The organism is Cyclobacterium qasimii M12-11B (assembly GCF_000427295.1).
Taxonomy (GTDB): Bacteria; Bacteroidota; Bacteroidia; order Cytophagales; family Cyclobacteriaceae; genus Cyclobacterium; species Cyclobacterium qasimii.
Genome location: NZ_ATNM01000016.1, coordinates 17022 through 36126 on the forward strand (window position 1 = coordinate 17022; position 19105 = coordinate 36126).

15 protein-coding genes are annotated in these 19105 nt (G+C 39.2%); 6 read left to right on the forward strand and 9 right to left on the reverse strand.

The window, feature by feature from the left end; all coding sequences use genetic code 11:
- Nucleotides 1-174: 174 nt before the first annotated feature.
- Nucleotides 175-1389, forward strand: coding sequence for a sulfatase family protein (locus ADICYQ_RS01500; protein WP_235114245.1), 1215 nt, complete (start codon nt 175-177; stop codon nt 1387-1389).
- The gene (locus ADICYQ_RS28025) at nt 1383-1763 is read left to right on the forward strand and encodes an alkaline phosphatase family protein (RefSeq protein WP_235114246.1); all 381 of its coding nucleotides are present in this window, start codon (nt 1383-1385) and stop codon (nt 1761-1763) included. Before ADICYQ_RS01500 ends, ADICYQ_RS28025 begins: the two co-directional genes overlap by 7 nt.
- A 67-nt stretch (nt 1764-1830) precedes the next feature.
- Here ADICYQ_RS28025 and ADICYQ_RS01505 read toward each other — a convergent pair whose 3' ends face one another.
- From ADICYQ_RS01505 to ADICYQ_RS01530, 6 genes are all read right to left on the reverse strand, one after another.
- Nucleotides 1831-2835: an FG-GAP repeat domain-containing protein gene (locus tag ADICYQ_RS01505; protein ID WP_020893232.1), complete on the reverse strand. Its 1005-nt coding sequence runs from the start codon at nt 2833-2835 to the stop codon at nt 1831-1833.
- A gap of 179 nt (nt 2836-3014) precedes the next feature.
- Nucleotides 3015-6104: a PVC-type heme-binding CxxCH protein gene (locus tag ADICYQ_RS01510; RefSeq protein WP_020893233.1), complete on the reverse strand. Its 3090-nt coding sequence runs from the start codon at nt 6102-6104 to the stop codon at nt 3015-3017.
- A gap of 369 nt (nt 6105-6473) precedes the next feature.
- On the reverse strand, nt 6474-6662 hold the full coding sequence (locus tag ADICYQ_RS01515; protein ID WP_020893234.1) for a hypothetical protein: 189 nt from the start codon (nt 6660-6662) through the stop codon (nt 6474-6476).
- 144 nt (nt 6663-6806) lie between these two features.
- Nucleotides 6807-7586 carry a 3-keto-disaccharide hydrolase gene (locus ADICYQ_RS01520; protein ID WP_040413896.1) on the reverse strand — a complete coding sequence of 260 codons (780 nt, stop codon included), beginning with the start codon at nt 7584-7586 and terminating at the stop codon, nt 6807-6809.
- Between the two features lie 57 nt (nt 7587-7643).
- On the reverse strand, nt 7644-9161 hold the full coding sequence (locus ADICYQ_RS01525) for a DUF4301 family protein (RefSeq protein ID WP_020893236.1): 1518 nt from the start codon (nt 9159-9161) through the stop codon (nt 7644-7646).
- Nucleotides 9162-9524: 363 nt separating this feature from the next.
- Nucleotides 9525-10763 carry a DUF5723 family protein gene (locus ADICYQ_RS01530; protein WP_020893237.1) on the reverse strand — a complete coding sequence of 413 codons (1239 nt, stop codon included), beginning with the start codon at nt 10761-10763 and terminating at the stop codon, nt 9525-9527.
- A 297-nt stretch (nt 10764-11060) separates the two neighbouring features.
- Here ADICYQ_RS01530 and ADICYQ_RS01535 point away from each other — a divergent pair, with 297 nt between their 5' ends.
- From ADICYQ_RS01535 to ADICYQ_RS29220, 3 genes are read left to right on the forward strand one after another with little or no spacing between them, the layout of a single operon-like run.
- The gene (locus ADICYQ_RS01535) at nt 11061-11795 is read left to right on the forward strand and encodes a hypothetical protein (RefSeq protein ID WP_020893238.1); all 735 of its coding nucleotides are present in this window, start codon (nt 11061-11063) and stop codon (nt 11793-11795) included.
- On the forward strand, nt 11789-12451 hold the full coding sequence (locus ADICYQ_RS01540) for a S41 family peptidase (protein WP_152520443.1): 663 nt from the start codon (nt 11789-11791) through the stop codon (nt 12449-12451). The genes ADICYQ_RS01535 and ADICYQ_RS01540 overlap by 7 nt, the downstream gene beginning before the upstream one ends.
- Nucleotides 12421-12795, forward strand: coding sequence for a S41 family peptidase (locus tag ADICYQ_RS29220; protein WP_020893240.1), 375 nt, complete (start codon nt 12421-12423; stop codon nt 12793-12795). The genes ADICYQ_RS01540 and ADICYQ_RS29220 overlap by 31 nt, the downstream gene beginning before the upstream one ends.
- A gap of 13 nt (nt 12796-12808) precedes the next feature.
- Here the strand turns inward: ADICYQ_RS29220 and ADICYQ_RS01545 are convergent, their stop codons facing one another.
- Both ADICYQ_RS01545 and ADICYQ_RS01550 read right to left on the reverse strand, forming a co-directional pair.
- Nucleotides 12809-15817, reverse strand: coding sequence for a PVC-type heme-binding CxxCH protein (locus ADICYQ_RS01545; protein WP_152520444.1), 3009 nt, complete (start codon nt 15815-15817; stop codon nt 12809-12811).
- 39 nt (nt 15818-15856) lie between these two features.
- Nucleotides 15857-17437 carry an Alkaline ceramidase domain protein gene (locus ADICYQ_RS01550; protein ID WP_020893242.1) on the reverse strand — a complete coding sequence of 527 codons (1581 nt, stop codon included), beginning with the start codon at nt 17435-17437 and terminating at the stop codon, nt 15857-15859.
- A gap of 412 nt (nt 17438-17849) precedes the next feature.
- Here ADICYQ_RS01550 and ADICYQ_RS01555 point away from each other — a divergent pair, with 412 nt between their 5' ends.
- On the forward strand, nt 17850-18728 hold the full coding sequence (locus ADICYQ_RS01555; protein WP_020893243.1) for an arylamine N-acetyltransferase family protein: 879 nt from the start codon (nt 17850-17852) through the stop codon (nt 18726-18728).
- Nucleotides 18729-18839: 111 nt separating this feature from the next.
- Here ADICYQ_RS01555 and ADICYQ_RS01560 read toward each other — a convergent pair whose 3' ends face one another.
- Nucleotides 18840-19088 carry a hypothetical protein gene (locus ADICYQ_RS01560; RefSeq protein ID WP_020893244.1) on the reverse strand — a complete coding sequence of 83 codons (249 nt, stop codon included), beginning with the start codon at nt 19086-19088 and terminating at the stop codon, nt 18840-18842.
- Nucleotides 19089-19105 lie beyond the last annotated feature (17 nt).

Consider the following 19105-nt stretch of genomic DNA (forward strand, 5'->3'; position numbering starts at 1 on the left):
TAAGAGTTATTAAGTAAACTACTGGTTCGGGTAGGTAACAGATTTTCCTGTGGCCTATCCGAACCAATTGGTTTATACCTAAATACAAACCGATTGCCCAGTTACTTTTGCAATACACCTTAAGGGCGAATCATCCTGATTTTGAATCACAAGATTAAAAGCCATAAACCCACTATGCTGAAATCATTTACCCAATTTAAAAAGTTCCCTTTGTGCAAAACCAATATTCTAATCGGATTGGTTTTGTTGCTTGTAATAGGTGTTTTAGTAGGTTTTACATTCAAGTCCTCTCCGAAATCTGAACGACCTAATATAGTTATCATCTTTGCCGATGATATGGGGTATGGAGATATCAGTGCGCTAAATCCCTTGTCTAAAATTAATACCCCTAATATCGATGATTTGGTGAAAAATGGGATTTCATTTCAAAATGCCCATGCAAGCGCATCCGTTTGTACTCCTTCAAGATATGGTTTGCTAACTGGCCGATATGCATTCAGAACGCCTAAAGCTTCAAAAGGAATAGGTGGATTTACCCCTTCAGTTATTGAAAAGGACCGAATCACCATCGCTGGAATTTTAAAAAAGGCAGGGTATACGACTGCAATTACAGGCAAATGGCATTTGGGATTGGACTGGGGGACAAAGGATAATAAAGAAGCTCAATTAAATTCCACTACAGGTTATTCAAATGTGGATTATACATTACCCGTTAAGTCAGGACCTAACGATTTTGGCTTTGACTATTCTTTTATCCACCCTGCATCCCTGGACATTCCTCCTTATTTCTTTTTAGAAAATGGAAAAGTAGTCGATCAAGATGTGGTATTGACCACAGCTGTTTACCCTATCAGAAAAGAAAACACTAAATTCTCCTGGGACAAAAAGCACAGTGATGACAAAGCCGTTTATTGGGAAAAGGGCGTATGGTGGCGTTTGGGTGAAATGTCAGCTTCATTTCGAGTTGAAGAATGTTTGGAGACAATCGTAAATCAAGGTGAGCAATTTATTGAACAGCAATCTGCCGACAAGCCTTTCTTTTTGTACATGCCACTTACAGGGCCACATACTCCCTGGTTGCCTTCTGAAGAAAATAAAGGGAAATCAGGGGCCGGATTATATGGGGATTTTGTAATGGACATTGATCAGGTGGTTGGTAGAATTAAAACAAAATTGGAGGCTGAAGGCTTGCTTGATAATACCCTAATCATTTTTAGTAGTGACAATGGGGCTTACTGGCCCGCCGAAGAAATCCTTTTACACGGACATGATTCAAATAAAGGAAGCAGAGGACAAAAAGGTGATGTTTGGAATGGTGGTCATAGGGTTCCACTTATTTTGTCATGGCCCGATGGTATTAAAAAAGCAATACCTATGAAGGCTTGGTAAGTCTAACGGATATCTATGCTACAATGGCGGCGATGACCGGGGTGGAAATACCTGTAGGCGAGGCCATAGATAGTAAGGCCTTTATCCCTGTTTTATCGGGCAACATGTCTTTTCAAACCAGAAATAACATGGTGCATCAATCTTCAGGAGGAATGTATGCCATTACTTCTGGCGCTTGGAAATACATTGATGGATTAGGGTCCGGTGGTTTTACCTTTCCTGCTATGTTGACACCTGAAGACAATGGCCCACAAGGCCAGTTGTATCAAATAAAAGAGGATCCATTGGAAAGTGAGAACCTATCTTCAGGATTTCCTGAAAAGATTAATTCCATGAAACAACTGCTGGAAGATATTAAAAACAGCGAGGAGTAGGCTTTTTTAGGGCTGGTTTTAGTAGTGATACACAATTGATTTTACCCTGACTTCTTTAAGGGAATGATTATTTCTCTTTTCCAGGTTTAATCGCTAGTTGCTCAAAAACAAAGACTCCTTTTTTATTGGCTACAATAATATCCATTCGATCATTTCCGAAAAAATCTGTAACAATTACCTGAACACCTACGCCTGAGTTGTCATCAATTATATGTTTGGTCCAGCTTGGTGAATTTCCTGGCAGGTATTCATACCAGGCTAGGAGAGGTGGCTCTTTTCCACCTGGGTCTTTGCCCATGTGTGCAAAATAACGTTTACCTGTTACCAGGTCCTTATTCCCATCCCTATTAATGTCCACCAATTCCAATCCATGTGTTTGAGAGAAGCTTGTGTCTATAAGGTATGTTTCCCAAGCTCCAGTTGGCTGTTGCGCATGCCACCAAATACCCAGTTGATGTGCTGCCGATGAAATTACTTCAGCCTTACCGTTCCCATTCAGGTCATGGGTATACATTTGGGCAGAAGCCTCACCTAAATCCGCTTGGTGAAATTTCCACGGTCCTGTTCTTGGGTTTTCCGGTGATTCCCACCAGCCATCGGTTATCATTAGATCGACATTTCCATCACTATTAAGGTCACCCATGCCTAGGCCATGTGCATATCGTGCAGTACCGGGGCTCTCTTTTTCGCTTATGGTGAATTTTTCCCAGGCTAAATTTTCAGAATTGGAGGGTGCCTTGTACCAAACCATTTCACCTGAGTCCGGTATGCTTCCTACCAAATCTTTTCTGCCATCTTTGTCGATGTCAAAAAAGCCCGCTGATTCATTTCCCAATGCGGGGCAGATGCTGTGAACCTCCCAGAAACCTGATTCATTTTTCGGGTTTTCAAACCAGAGAACGGCTTCACCCGGAAATCCAATCCTTACAAAATCTACCCAACCGTCCATGTTTACATCCATTCCATGACTGATAAATGCATTGCTGTAGCCTTTATCGTATTCAAATAGCTGTGGTTCTTCCAATTCATGTGGTTTCCAGGCAGGTGCCTCAAACCAATAAGCTCCAGCCATAACATCCATTAAACCGTCCTTATTTACATCTCCTACGGCTGCCCCTTCTGCAAGGAATTGAGTAGTGAGTACATGTTTTTTTGAAGGTTATATTAGAGGATTGTGCATAGCTAAAGGTTGTGCAAGAATAAAAAACCAGAAACAAGGAGGGGAGAAGTAAATTGTTTGCTTTTGACATTTTATCGAAGGCTTAGTAAATAGGTCATTAAACCATTGAACTGAGATTGACTGAGCGAATTGCCAAAATGATCTGGCATTAAGGTCATATTTGATGGGGTTTGCTCGTCGATGTCTTTTTTGGCGATGGTGAATTCTTTACCTGATTGGTCGGCCATGACCACAACGGGCCCATCCTCTCTTCTGAACAAACCAGACCTGGTTTGGCCGTTATTTAGTTTGATTGTATAGGTGCGGAAGTTCTCTGAGATATTTCTATTGGGATCCAGCACCTTTGTTGCAAGGGCATCGAGTCCCCAATTGCCTACTCCATCTAGTTGTGGACCAATCATTCCACCATCATCTCCAATTCTGTGACATATCCCACAGTTTTGTTGAAACAGTGTTTTCCCAGCAACTAGCTGGGAAGAGTCGTTTTGATAACCTTTTGTTCTTTGTACAATTAGTGTTTGTTTTTCATCACTTATTGGCGGTAAATTTTCCTTTAGTTCAGCGAAAGCTGCTTTTTGCTTTTCACTGGCTCCTGAAAGGAATCTTTCTTCCACCTGTATGCCTTTTAATACTCTGGCAGGTGCATGCCCCTCCTTGATTAACTTTAGCAGTTGGTTTTTCCCAGTATTGGTAGTGGCAAGTTGCGTCGAAATGAATTCCTGCAATTCCATAGGTGAGTTCATGATACCATCTACTAAGGCCGTTAAGGATTGATTCGAATTTGCTTTGGCAATGGCTTCTGCCATCTTCTTTCTAAAGCCAATGCTACTGTTGCTGTCTTTCATCCAGCTCTTCAAAAAGTCGACTTGTGATTGAGGGGCAATTTCCATCAAGGCATCGGCAGCAAGCGTTCTAAGTTCGACTTTTTCCTGACTATCGTTTACCAACTGCTTTATTTGGGGGATACTCTTACTGATTTTAAGTAAGCCTGAAATTTGAATAGCGAATTTCAATTCATCCAAATCATTTTCTGATTTGCTAGCCTGATTTGTTGGGTGTTTTTGAAAAATTTCACTGCTTAAAGATTGATTCCAGGATTTAAGCGCCGGAGGAAGGTCCATTCCTTGTTGCTTTACGCCATTATTCAAAGCCGTTGCTTTTTTGAAATCAGGGACTTTAGGTCCTTTCTCTTTTGCAAGCGCTATTATCCCTTCCATTCTTGATGCTGGTAGGTCTCTCGTTATTGATGTTAAATAGGCTAGGAATTTATCTTCCCCGAGGTCATTGTTTTGCAAGTATTTAATTAGGAATTCACCTGCTGTTTTTGATTTTGTATCAGAAAAAACCAATGCGACTATTTCTTTTTCTGCAGCTGACCAATCCTTAGAGGCCATCTCTGAGGCTATTTTAGGCTTTTGTGCATGTTGGAATAAGGCGTATTTTAGGGCATATTTTAAATGGCTGTCCTCTTCATCCGCTTCTTGTAGTGCTTTCAAAATGGGTGAAACCATTGTTGCGTTTTGATTTCTTATTAAGGTTTCTGCAGCGACTCTTTTTACGTGAGCACTTTCATCTTTTAAACCCTTTTTTAACCATTCCAGCTTTTGGTTGTCAAAGTCATGGTATTCTCCCAGGATTCTCTGGGCATGAACACGAACAAGTACATCTTTATCTAAAAGTGCTTTTTCAAGGACATTCTCCTTTAAAGCATCAAGTCTAAACAATGCCCAAAGCACCTGAACCTTCTGGATATTGGGTGCATTTCCATCTGCTGCTAGTTTTGCTAAGGCAGGTATTGCTGAATCCTCAAATCGATCCACCAATTCATCCGTGGCCATCATTCTGGTTTGAAGAACTGGATCGTTTAATTTTTCTATTAAGAACTCAAAACTTCCTTTAGACCAATCTATAGGTGTTTTTTCCTGACCTTTATAAGTGATTTTCCAAATTCTCCCACTGTTTCTGTCACGCTCAGGATGATCTAGGGGGACTTCGTAATGGCCTATTATACTGTTGTAAAAATCCGCTATGTACATGGCGCCATCAGGGCCTATTTTAATGTCCACAGGTCTGAACCAAGGGTCTTTGCTAACTAAAAAATCAGCCTTCCTACTGGCTTTTGGGCTAGAGCCATTAAAGGTAATTGTACTCCTACTGATCCTACAAGTCACTACATCACCGGAATAAAAGCTGTTTTGATATTCCGTAGGGAACTGATTATCTGTATAGTAGACAAGCCCGGATAAGGCAGTGGAATTCAGCCCATAGTCCATCATCGTTGGTGCATAACCCATATTTGGTTCCAATTTCCCCCATTGGGTGTAATTGCCGTCTCGTATCATTTGGTAAATAGGTAAAGTATGGCAATCCGCAGAATAGTGGTAGCCCCACTTATCGAGATCTGAGCCAAATGGGTTGATCCTACCATCACTTGTTTTCTCTGCATGCTGCCCATCCAAAGTAAATCGAAAGGTGTTACCTGATGTCATTTTTATGGAATCACCATCCTTTCCGGCTACAGTGGAAACATTGCTAAAGCCATGGGATGCGTGCATCCAGCCATCCATTCCTCTGAAAAGATTGTTGACCATACCATGGGTGTCCTTGGTCTCAAAAGGCCCTAAGATAAGCTCCCTTTTGTCTGCAATATCATCACCATTGGTATCATAAAACCTATAAAGGTTGGGAATGCTGAAGGCTATGGCCCCACCTTTGACAGGTTGAATGCCAATGGGAATATTTAAATCGTTGGCAAAATCTGTGATTTTATCAGCCTTTCCATCTTTGTTCGTGTCCTCCAATATACTTATCCTGTCTGTGCCTTTCCCTGGCCCAGCTTTAATAGGGTATTCAGAAGATTGAGAAACCCAAAGCCTACCTTTTTCATCAAAGGCCATATTAATAGGCTTGGTGATGTCAGGTTCTGAGGCAAAGAGTGTAATGTCAAATCCTGGAGGAAGAATAAAATCATTTTTCTCCTCTTCTGGATGCTGAAAGGATGAAGTCCTAATATGTTCGGCGTAAATTGGATCAGATTCTTCTTCTATATAGTCATCCGATGGTTTTTTTTGCGTATCCGTTAGACCATCTTGTCGCTTCCCATTTTCGCAAGCAAAAAAAATCAGTACAAGTAGGCTAAAGATTAGTTGTTGGGTTTTCATCAACTGATTGAAAATGAAGGGTAAATAATCTTGTTAACTTAAGATTTATTCTCTAAACAATCAATGAATAATTGCTTTCATTGTATGAAAGTTGAAATTTTTATCTAAATTATAGCTATAGGGTGAGTGTATAAGTTGATTTTGAACCTTTTTACCATATAAATATACTGAATGGTGTGGGAATTAGGGTAGGTTAAAAAGCATAAGGAATAATTACCTATCCTGTAGGGGGTGAATTAGCTGATCTCCTTTAATCGTTAATTGGTTTTTGCCTATTAAACCCTCATAAAAATTTTTTCTAGGTTGATAGTGAAAACAGATGCTTTTCCCCTCCTAAAAGTAAAAGGTGGACCTGGTATTAATAATTGGTTAACTTTCGTCTTTCATGGATTTCAATAAGCCTAAGCCAGAACTGAAAAAAATAAAGCCTAAAACAAGGCTTACTGTTGTGGTTTTCCAGTCTCCATTTTCAGGTACTAAAAATAAATAAGCCCCATAAATTAGTGCTCCTAATCCTAATACTGAGAGAAATGGTCCAAAAATCTTTTTAAAGTTCATATTGGTTTTATTTGCCTTAGACTCAAAAACATTGCCAATCTATAATCCCGAGGATTCCATAGCTATTTTATAGGTAGGAGTCTATTGATAACATCAAAAAAAAAGCATCTTTCGAAGAAGTCGAAAGATGCTTTTATAATTTACTTAAAAGTCTGTGTCAGCCTTTTCTAGTTTCAATCTCTCTATCCAAATGTTCCGGAAAAGCACTTCATGTCCTTCGGCTTGGAGCTTGATTCCTCCTGGTCGATTGGTAATGCCTTCGCCTCCATCTCTTCCTCCATCGACACCAGAATTTGGTCCTCCCCATACTTTCTGTATAGACACATTTTCATGAATCTTTTGCCCATTGAAATAGATAGTGGTCATTGCTTTTTCACTCAATTTACCATTTTCATCAAATCTCGCAGCCCTGAATTTGATGTCATAGGCATTCCATTTGCCAATACCATTGTAAACTTCATAGGGAGCGGCTTTTTCGTTGATTATAGCTGCCATTCCATGGGTGGTGCTATCTCCATCCAGGATTTGAATTTCGTAGCGATTTTGCAAGTATACACCACTGTTACCTCCTTCATTTTTTATTAGAAATTCCACATGAAGTCTAAAATCTGTGTATTTCTTTTTCGTAACGATATCTGCTGCACCATATTTTCCACCAGCACCTGAAGGATCGTTGGCACTGACCGTTTCTCCTTTGTCTACAGGGTCAGGAACAATTTCCCATTTAATGGGAAGTTCGGCTGCTATTCTAGGGCCTTCCCAGTAGGTCCAGTTCTTGTGTAGCGCACGTTTTTTACCATTAAACAATTGATCAGCATCTTTAGGTGCTTCTGTTCCCACACCAACTTGCGCCAGTAAAGGGAGCTGAAACAAGACGCTCAAAAGAAATAGGGCTAGAAATTTATTAGTACTGGCTAAGTTCATAATCTCAAGTGAGAATTTTGTGAAAAAAGGTAAATGAAAGAACATTTCCTTCAGTGATTATTGGTGGACATCTCGCAACAAATCATTAATGGTTTTGACAGGATTAAAGGTTATCAAAGGTACCACCACGAATATTGAGTTCCAGTTGGCCATTGAACCGTTCCACAGACCTGGAAGTTCCTGCGCTTTCAAATCTCTTCCGCTTTTCGATTTCTGTGTGATAAATCCAGTTTTAGGATCTCGGTATTCCATAAGGTTAAAAGCCTTTCCTTTATAATCCCTGATCCCACAAACCAAATCCGTAGGGTTAAAATGTGTGGAGGATTTAAAGTGTGCTTCTTGCGTTTTGTCTTCAAGGTTTAATTGGGCAGTTTCTCCTATCTGAAGGGATAAACTTCCGTCCGAATCTTTTACCCAAAAAGGTCCTCCTCCTGGTTCTCCAGTATTTTCCACCATGCCGCAAACTCTCATAGGGCGGTTAAGCTTTTCACTAAGCCAAGATGCTTTTTCATCAAGGCTTTTAGAGCCATAGGAGGGAGCTAATTTCCCACCAATTACTTTAGTAAATACTTCCTCTGCTTGACTAACAGACTTATCAGTAACTTTATTGTCCAATTGTTTAAGGGCGGCAAAAGTTTTGTCCTGCGCTTCAATCAGTAATCCCCCAATTGCCTGCTTATAGGTAGTGGTCGTATCCTTTAAACGGTCTGGGACTACATTGTCGATGTTTTTAATAAACACCAGATCAGCCTCGATTTCATTTAAGTTCTCCAGCAATGCGCCGTGTCCAGCAGGCCTAAACAATAGTTCACCGTTGTCTTCAACAAATGGTTTGTTATCTAGCGATACAGCAATAGTATCGGTGGATTTTTTTTGTTGTGAAAAGCTGATCTCGAATTTCACACCGAATTCCTTTTCCATTTTGGGTTGAACTTCAGCAACCTTTTCTTCAAACTTCTTTTGATGTTCAGGAGAAACAGTAAAATGCAGTCTTACCGTATTGTCCTTGCCAATTCCATATTGTGCGCCCTCTACAAAATGTTCTTCCACAGGAGTTCGGCTTTCCTCAGGATATTGATGAAACTTTAACAGTCCCTTTGGTAAACTGCCATAGGAAAGATGATCATCATCTAAAAGATGTTGGATAATAAGACCGTACTTTTTCTCATCAATGGCTTTTGAAATACTGGTACCTGCTTTTTTTAAGCTGTTGTCCAGGTCTTCATAGAAGGCAAAAGACTTGATTTCAGAAATAAAGGTTTTTGCAAAGTCATCACTTTCAAAACTATTGTCTCCTTTTTCTAAAAAGCTAAAAAGGTTCTTAAACATCCTACTTGCAGCTCCACTTGCAGGTACAAACTTCACGATAATTTTATCCTTAGACTTTTCCTTGTAATCTTTTAGTGCTTTTTGAAGCTCACCATCATTTAATTCAAGAATTCCATCACCGATTTTCGCAGCATAATCGATGTCTAAAAAGGGGAAACCATCCTTGAAGTTTTTAATTTGTTCTTCAACTATACCCAGCGGCATGCCCTGGGCTTTTATTTTATTTTCGAGCTCGTTAGTTAACATGGGTGTGAAATGTGGTTATTGATCTTTTAAGATGTTCCAATATAATAATTCATTTTATGAAAGCCCCATTAATCTATGGGAAAATCCAATGAGATCTTCCTGATTGAAAATCATTTTGAGATTGGTTAAATGACTTTGTATCTAAGAGTGACTTTTTGCTACGGGAATTATAAAAAACTATAGATGGGAGCAATCACACCTCTTTTAACAAGCAAGTTTATTGCCAAAAATCGCTTTAATCTTTTAAACCCTGAAATATGCAATAGCAATTCCATCAAATAATAGAAGCACTATTGCATATACTGGGTTAAAGAAATCAGCTGATTTCCAAATAATGTGAAAGGACTAAAAGAATGGTACTGTTTAGGACCCAAATCCCCAAGATAGGCCCAAATGAATGTCTGCCCTTTGGCTATCACTGTTCATGAAGCTTGTAATTACAGAGTTGCTACCTATGAAAAAGCCCCCATATTGAAGCCCAAGACCTCCTGTGAAATTAGAAATTTGGTGTTGCATCCAGGGAGAATACAATTCAAATTTACCCAATACAAGCCTCGGAGTGATAACAATTAAATCGGCTGCGCTTAAATTAATATTATTATTTTCATTGCTGATTCTTTTTTGGCCATATAATGATATTTGAAAGCTTTTTACAGGACTAAATTCCACATAAGCAGCTACCGTTCTCGGTAAATTTACCCGTATATCTGAATCGGAATCGTTAATGGTAAAATAACCTGAATCTACAAGTTGCTGTTCTATTTCATCTATATTTCCATCAAGGTTGTCGACCCTGAAATATTCGTTCTGTGGGATATTTACAATATAATTCTTGTTTCTTTGATTGGATCCCATTCCCATACTCCCAAGGTTTTTCAAGGACAAACCGATATTTAAGAGTGGGTCGTCGTCCCTTTTTATCATATAATTAACACCTAGATCTACTCCCAATCCTCCTGGATTAAATCCTCTCCACAAATCCTCTTCCAGATCAAATCCATCTTCATTTTCCCACCTTTCATCGTAGGATAAGTTAAGGCTTCCCTGAGCATCGGTAAGTAAAGTTTCATCCTCAGAGTCAATGATTGTTGCTGATAATTTATCCATTCCCAAATTTGAATAGCTTCCTGGGAAAAGTAATTTAAAATTTGCTCCTACGGATAAAGAATGGAAATCAGTATCCAAAATTTGCCTTCCCACTATAAATCCGAGCTCCATCCAACCAGAAGCATTGACTCGTTGGTTTTCAGGAATATTTATGGTTGTTTGATCATTGTTTCCATTTGCATTTTCAATGATTGAATTGCCCAGGTCAGGGTTAAAGTCTATTATATCTACCTTAGCCTTAACTTCTGTAGTAATTCCAAAAGACCATTTATCAAACCTTAAACCTACTGCAGGACCCATCACCGACACATCTGATCTTAGGTTTACCGGTTTGTCTACGTTTTCAAAAATATTATCAAAAACATCCGGGTTGTCTATAATGTCCTGAGCAGATAGAATATTATTGTCTAAACCCACATTAATTGAAAAGAGTGATACCTCCACTTTCTTTGTGAGATTGTTAATTTCAGCAGGGTTCATCATGGCATTGATCATGCCTTTTCTCTTACTGTTTTGTATTCCAAAGTAATTCTGCTGCGCAATAGAGATACCACTGCTAACTACAAAAAAAAAGAGATAAATAGTGCCTTTTTCATGAATAATTGTTTAAAAATTTAGTTTAAAAATATATTCTCAAAAATAGATAAATTATTTTTATTTCCCTCTTTTTGATGAGGGACTGTCTCAGAAATTCAAATTTAATTGTAATTTGGGTTCTTGAATTATTAATAAAAAATTAATGCTAAAAACATACCATAGCTTTACCCTCTTTTTTTCTGTTGGTTATTTTTAGTGAATAATAGTTTTGCTCAGAGTTTTGGAGATGTATGGTTGTCTACAGGTATCCAGTCCATGGCCAGTAAAGATGAAGGTTTCTCTTTATTAAATTACAAAGGAAATAAATCTACAAGCTCAGTAGGTTTTGCTCTTCGCAAAAAGAATAAAACGCAATGGATTCAAGGAGATTTTTCCTATGGTGTATTAGCCAATCAACCTGGTGGTACCATGAATGAAATGGGTGCGAGCTTTTCAACCTATACCTTTTACCATAAATTAAAGCCTGCTTCCAAAGGGTTTCAATATGGTTGGTCGAATAAAAACACCATGCACATAAGGAGACACAACCAATTTAGTAATTATAGTTTTCGTTATGATTATTTCACTTCCCTAGGACCTGTTGCCAGGCACTTGTTGCCATTTGAGTGGAAGAAAAAGTCATTTTTATGGCAAAACATGGCCAATTGGCAACTATTAGGGTTCCAGGTCAAATCAGGGTATATAGGAGCTGAGCCAGAGAACTACCAAGCAGATAATTCCTTAGCAGATAATTTCTTTAATACTGTAAGCCCATTCATTCCTCTCAGGGATTTGGATATGAATTTTTCTTCTACCCTTTTTTGGGAGCTACCAACTGGCAATAGACTAGGATTAAGGTACCAGACCAATTACACCAAACTTTCAGGTATTAAGAGCGTTTATCGATTGGATCATTCCATCGATCTGATTTTAAATGTTAGGCTATGGTAAATAGAATTAATTTCTGCTTGATAGTATTACTTTTCTTTACTTCTTGTGACTCTTGGATACTTCCGGAGGATCCTAAAACCGAACCTTTAGATATATTTGATAGCCTTTGGAAGGATGTTAATGAAAGGTATTCTTTTTTTGAACACAAGGACATTGACTGGGAAAATATTAGAGCTACTTATAGAGCAAAAATAACCAATGATATGGGCGCTGTAAGTTTATTTGATGTTTTAGCAAACATGTTATTTGAACTAAGAGACGGCCATGTAAACTTGGCTGCAGGATTTGACAACAGTCGAAATTGGGAATGGTACCAGGATTATCCAGACAATTACGATCAGAACATTATCGATAAAAATTATCTCCGTCGCGATTTCTGGATCAGTGGACCTTTAAAACACCAGTTTATTAACGATGTGCTTTATGTGAATTACAGCTCCTTTTCTCAAAATATAGCCCAAGGAAACTTACAGGTAGTTTTAGAAAGAGCCAAACTAGGACGTGGTATCATTATAGATGTGAGAAATAATGGAGGAGGCAGTCTTGGAAATGCCTATACTCTTGCTTCAGCATTTACTGATACGGAAGTCTTGGTTGCCCAGAAACGAATAAAAATGGAATTGGAATGGATGACTTCTCTACCTGGGAGGATATAACGGTCCCTGCTGGTGAAGATGTTTACAGTGGGCCTGTGGTTGTCCTTACCAATAGAAGATCTTATAGTGCAACTACTTTTTTTGCTCAAATGATGAAAGAATTGCCACAAGTGACTATCGTAGGTGACCAGACAGGCGGTGGTGGGGGAATACCCGTTTATGGCGAACTGATAAATGGTTGGACCTACCGATTTTCAGGTACTCAAACCATTGATATGGAGGGGAGACAGATCGAGGATGGGGTCCTTGTTGATGTTCGGGTAGATTTAAACCCCATAAGTACAGCAAAGGGTGAGGACAATATTATCACCACCGCTTTGAGAATACTTATGGGGAACAATTAATTTTAAACGATTTCTATTGAGCTCCTTTCAAGTAAGCCAATAAATCTGCCATTTCCTGATCAGTCATATTTTGTTCCAAACCATTTGGCATCAATGAGAGCCCAGGGTTTTGTATGCTTTTTATTTGAGTACGCAAGATGTTTTCCTCCGTGCCATACGCAGTCCTTAAACTTAATGAATTGGCGGATTCAGCCGCAATCCTACCAGTTACTTGTTTTCCCTCATGGGTGGTAACAGTAATTGCCTGATAGCCTGGGAATACCTCATAGTTTGGTACAATGGTATGCAAAAGCAAAGCCAATGCTGGCTGGTTATTTATGCCGGATAAATCTGGACCTACATCTCCACCTTCGCCTGCATAAGTATGGCAGGTAGCACAGTTTAATTTAAAAATACCTTCACCGTTAGCCGCATTTCCTTTAATATCCAGAACTCTCTTGTGTTCCTCATATACCTTCATTCTTCCTCCTGATTCCAATTCTTTGAAAAGATCTTCTGCGCGTGATCTCACTTTTGAGTCACTTGCTTTCATTAAAGAGAGCCTTGTTGAAGATGAGATTTCAGCAGGGTTGATTTTGCTTTCCTCAATGGCCATCAACAATTGGTTGCGAAGAATTGGCCTTGAAACCATTGTAGCAATTACAGCTCCTTTTGTCTTAGGAGTATAAGCTTTCCACGCAGTCGTTTCTATCAGGATTTCTCCCGCTTCAACACTGTTTAAGTTGCCTAAGGATTGAATCGCGGCCAACTGAATTTCAGGAGGATTGTTAGGGGATATTAATTCCTTTAAAGAAGCTTCTGTTTCACCCGGTGAAAAATAACTTAGTAATGCTGTCGCCTGAATCCTGGAAGTCAAACTGTCTTCAGCCGAAGAAGCTCTTTTGGTAGTCTCTTGAACCAAAGCATCTAATTGTTCTTTGGATTTGGTATAGGCATCCAGGTAAGTTTTTTCGCTGCCTTTAACATGCCTTTCACTTCCTTTTAAAAGGCCAAGCAACAAAGAGAAAGTAGGGTTATCCCATTCGCTATTAATAGAAGAATCTATTAGACCCGTCAATTCCTTGGCTGAAACGGAACTACCGATAAGCTCTCCTAATTCAGACCACATTGGTAATTGTGAAAAAGTAACTTGTTTCTTCTCAGCTTCCAAAATGTTCAAAAAGGAAATTTCCTGACCATTTAATGCAGTCATCACAGCAGCCCTTGTCCAAGGGTCTGATGCGTCTTCTTGCGCTATTTTAGCTAAGTAAGGTAGCCATTCCTTCTTTTTATCACCACCAAAGGTAAGTGCAGTCATGTAACGTACCCTTGGATTGGTATCTGTAGCTCCTTTTATTAAACTGCTGGCCAATTGTTCTGAGATATTTGGTTTCAAAGCAATTATAGCAATGATCTGCTCTCTAATGATTGGGACGTTGTCATCATAAATAGTGGTCAGCATCTTGTCATCTAAACCATCAAAGTGGTGTAACAACCATATGGCCTTTACTTTACCTTCAATTATGGCGTCAGATAAAACCATTTCCTTAAGGGGTGCAATTGCTTCCTGAGGCATTTTTTCTAGTATTAACCTAAATGCCGTATTTCGTTCCCACTCGTCATCGGATGAAAGTGCCGTGATAAGCATATCCATACTTGCTGCGGAGGAGGTAGGGAAGACCGTTTCTACCTTGTTGTATTCTAAATTATCTCTAGTAATCCTATAAATCTTACCTTTTCCCTTGCCACTTTCGAAATCCAAGGCTCCTCTGGTTTCTTCCGGTACATAAGAAGGATGGTCGATTACCTTTCGGTACATGTCTGCTAAATACATTGCTCCCTTAGGTCCGTGGGATAAGAAAACTGGATTGAACCAAGAATCTGATGATGATAGAAACTCCCAATCTTCATGAACCCTTTCGGAGATGAAAGTGGCACCGTTTTCTTTGATCGATTGCCTTTGAACCAGATTCTGAGCAGGCTCACAAATAAAAGCATTGCCTTTATGCGCTTCATGTAAACCTTCACTTTCAAAAATTAAAGTTCCGCAAGCAGAAGTAAAAGTACCTTGATGCGATAAGCCCATTAATTTGGGGATGTAATCTGCTGTAGTAATACTTTTACTAATAGGGTAAACAAATCCCTCTGCTTCAGCCGGTGCTACATCTTCAATCGTTTTATTGAAAAGCAGGTTAGGGTTATTGCTTAATTGATCAGGTTCCATTACGATGTGCTGCAAAGGATGTCTGTTACTCGATCCATATCTTCTTCCAAAAGCATCAAAAGCAAGTCCGAATTGACTTTTTCCGCCTCTCAACTGAAATTCCAATGTTTCAGGATTAAATCTTCCATCTGCACCATTAAATGAGACAGGCTTCCTTTCAGGATGAGCAGGGGAATAGACCTCTCCTCCATTAAGACCACTGGTGACATATATCCAGCCATCAAGCCCTAGGGTAGGGTGAGAGGTTCGGATTTGCGCAGTTCTGTTGGCGTTAAAACCAGTTAGTACGATTTCCTGAATGTCGGCTTTACCATCTCCAGTCGTGTCTTTGAAGTAATAGATATGTGGCGCACATGTTACAAAAACACCGCCTTTCCATGCCATGATCCCATTTGGGTAGGTAAGCCCTTCTACAAAGACACTTCGTTGATCGTATTTCCCATCTCCATCACTGTCCACTAATCTGGATATTTTCCCTAGTGTATCAGGTTTTTTCCCATCCATAGGATCTGGATAGCCTGTGTTTTCAGCGACATAAAGTATTCCTTTTTCATCGAAGGCAAAGGCTGAAGGATCCGCCACCAAAGGATCTGCAGCAATTAAGTCTATCTGAAGCCCAGGTTCTAGCTGAAAGGCTGCCATTGAAGTCTTTAATGCAACAGAATCTGCATAAGTATATTGTGGGGAATTAACAGGGTTCTTTTGGATTTCAAATTTTGGAGGAGAATCCAACGTTGCTTTTTCCTGTTGACAAGCCAGTAATAAAGCGAAACAAGTCATTATAGACCAATTTCTTGGGGAAATAAGGTAGTTTAACAAGTTTTTACGATTTTTAATTTGCAATGCATGAGAGGTGGTTTATCTAATTTCAGGTGGAACATTTCCATAATTCCAAGGCTCTCCTGTGAAGGCAGGAGCTTTTTGAAATTCGGGTAAAAGGCCAGGTTTTAGGGGTTTTATGAGTCTTAAGCTTTGGTCAACAATTTGGTTGCCCGCTGTAATTTCTAAATTGCTGTATGAGGTTAGCCTGGTTTCGTAGCCGCCACCATTTATAGAGAAAGCCTCCAGTGTGGGGACATATCCTACACAGTCATTGGCCATACTTACAGGGAATGTAAGTGGGAATTGGCTTTCCGCTTTTATTTTAAGTCCCAGTTCACAGAAAAATTCTGCGGGGTTACTTACGAGCACAACAGGTCCGAGCTGTATGGCTTGAATTTCTACCTTATGCGTAGGATTTCGTTTTCCGTAACTATCGAGCATAACCGTCTCCTTGGCAAAAACCCAGTCAGTCTTTCCTACTTCCTCGGGACTTTTTTTAATCATTGCCAGACTTTCCTTAACTTTTTCTTCAGAAGGCATCCTTCTTTTGATGGTAATAAATTCTCTTGAAGTGGTGATAGGGAAGGTGGTGCCTCTAGGTATGGATAGCAGTGTTTTAACTGCCTCTGCACCAACACTGGCACCAACAAATCTAGCCCAGTCTTCACCTGACCTGTTTTTATTCGGATTACGGTTATTGACTTGGGTCACATCTCCACTAGCGCCTTGGAGAAAAACAACTACACAGTCTTTACCTAAAGCGCCTTTTATAGTTTGCTCCATGTAATATACCCAATTGGCTGAAATACCTCCAGGGTTAGTGGTGGAATGACAGGCGAAGTTCACTATGCAGCCAATACATTTACCTGCTTTATTCCAGGTTCCAATAACGCCTACTTCAGGATCGATTGGGCCAGCTACTTTTGAAATAGCTGGGTTTAATTGCCCAGGATGGGAATAAGTCATTCCATTTTTCATGAAAAAGCGCCGGTTAAATGCGACTTTTTCTTCTTTGCCACTGCCCACACCAATTTCTACTTCTTCCAAATCTTCCAGCGCTTGTAAGGCTGTTTTTACGGTCGTTTCTTTAGTGGTAGCCAAGTATTTAGGGTCTGCACAGGAAGATTGCTTATAAGCAAGGTCCTGAACAAAAGAGGAAGCATGGTCATATTGCCCTGGCATAACCATTGCAGTTGGGCCAGAAGAATGGGAATGCGATGCTGATATCATTATTTCTTCTTTCGAAATGTCATATTTAGCAGCGATACCCTCTTTGATTTCATCGACCCACGGTTGGTATACTGCTAAGGCATCGAATCCGATAATTAATGCTTTTCTTGCACCGCTTTGAAATGCTGAAACCCTTACCTTGCAAGGGTCATGAAAGGTTTTGTGGTAATTCTTGCCATAGTTCCCAGGGCTTTCCATTCCAATTTCAGGAGAAATATCCCCGTCTGCAAAAGCTGCTTTTACAGGGGCTTCAGAGGCATTTGGGTTTTGGATAGCTGTGCCGGCTTCTGCTGTGCTTATTGAAAGACCTAGCCCAGCAGAAAGTATAGTGGTTTGTTTAAGGAATTTTCTTCGAGATGATAAATCAACAAATGTATTTTTTAACATAACAAATAAAACATTGGCTTGTGGTTGTGGATAAGTGTACGTTACCAAAGTTAACGTAAAAACACGGTTAATATACTGGAAATCATTGATAGTTCCATTTTTTTTATATAAGATAGGCAAGGAATTCCTCCCTAATAGTCTCTTTTGGAGATTTTTTATAATAAGTTTCTCTTGGTTTATTTAAGGTGAAGTTTGCATTGGTGGCTAATTATTATTGCGATACCATTGATTCTCTTGAAATTACATTCTTTTTGCAAAGCCTATTGTATTCTTAGTGTTGATTTATATTTGAAGATTGGAGATTCTCCCTTTTTCCAAAATTAATGAACTGAGGACTACGGGAATTATTTCAACATCTTTAACCTCCTTTTTCTAAAAAGTGCTAATTTTAGCTGAATTATTTAAGTCAATTATGATCTCGAAACAAGAAAATATTTCACTTTTTAAGGGTTTATCCTTAGATGGTGCATCTTTGAAGGCCTATTTCAAGCGAATTGGTTTTGAAGGTAAGCCAGAAATAAACCTTGATACCTTAAAGGAGCTACATAACCTTCATCCACAAGCCATTCCCTTTGAAAATCTTGATCCATTGTTAGGAACACCGGTTGAATTGACTTTGCCAGCTGTTTTCAATAAAATGGTTAAAGAGGGAAGAGGAGGATTTTGTTTTGAGCAAAACTTGCTTTTCGGAGCGGTATTGAATACGATCGGGTTTGACGGGGTAGGCTTGTCAGCCAGAGTATTCTGGGAAATTGGTGAAGGGGAAATTCGGCCAAGGGATCATATGTTGTTATTGTTGGACTTGGAGGGTATGAAATACATTCTAGATGTTGGATTCGGCTCTGCTTCCTTTTCTTCTCCTTTGGTATTGCAGCAAGAAGGAATTCAGGATACTGGAGATTATCAATATCGAATTAGTTTGGTGTCGGGGTTTTATTATTTAGAAATTAGGATAAAAAATTCGTGGAGATTGATGCATCGATTTGGTTTGGAAGCTCAAATGCTGCCCGATTATGAAGTGGTCAGTTGGTTCTTATGTACTTCGCCCAAATCTGTTTTTATAAAAGACTTAATGGTAGCCAGGAGTTTCCCTGACGGCAGGTATGCGCTTTACAATAATCAATTTACTGTTCATAAGAAAAAGGAGAAAAGTGTAAAGAAAACGCTTCACAGTATAGAAGAACTTACTGGCATTTTACAAGAAATATTTCTTATAAAGCTTCCGGAAAATGTCAATTTAAACGCGAAGTTTCAAGGATTAATAACTCCTGTCCTTACTACTGAAAAATAAAAAAGGCCTCTTAAAAAAGAGGCCTAAAAAATTTTAGCTGTTATTAAAATTCCACAGGATTAAAAAATAAAACAAATAGGAATTTTGCTGTCAAATGAAAAAGTTTATAGTTTAGTTTAAATGCATTTGGTGGTATTCTACTTCCGGTTGAGCTAACTGGAATTGCAAAGTATCTTCTTTTTTATTGTTGTTATTGGGCATCTTACCTATTCTCCAGTTTGCAGGTTTGTGAAATCTGCCTTCTTTCTTAAACTCATCAAAAGTTTCAGGATCATCCTCAGCATTTCTAATGGCTTTGATCGTAAATAAAAGTCCTAAAGTCGCTCCGAGTATTGCGTATATAAAAATGTAAGTGTCCATGTGCTTAATTTTATTTT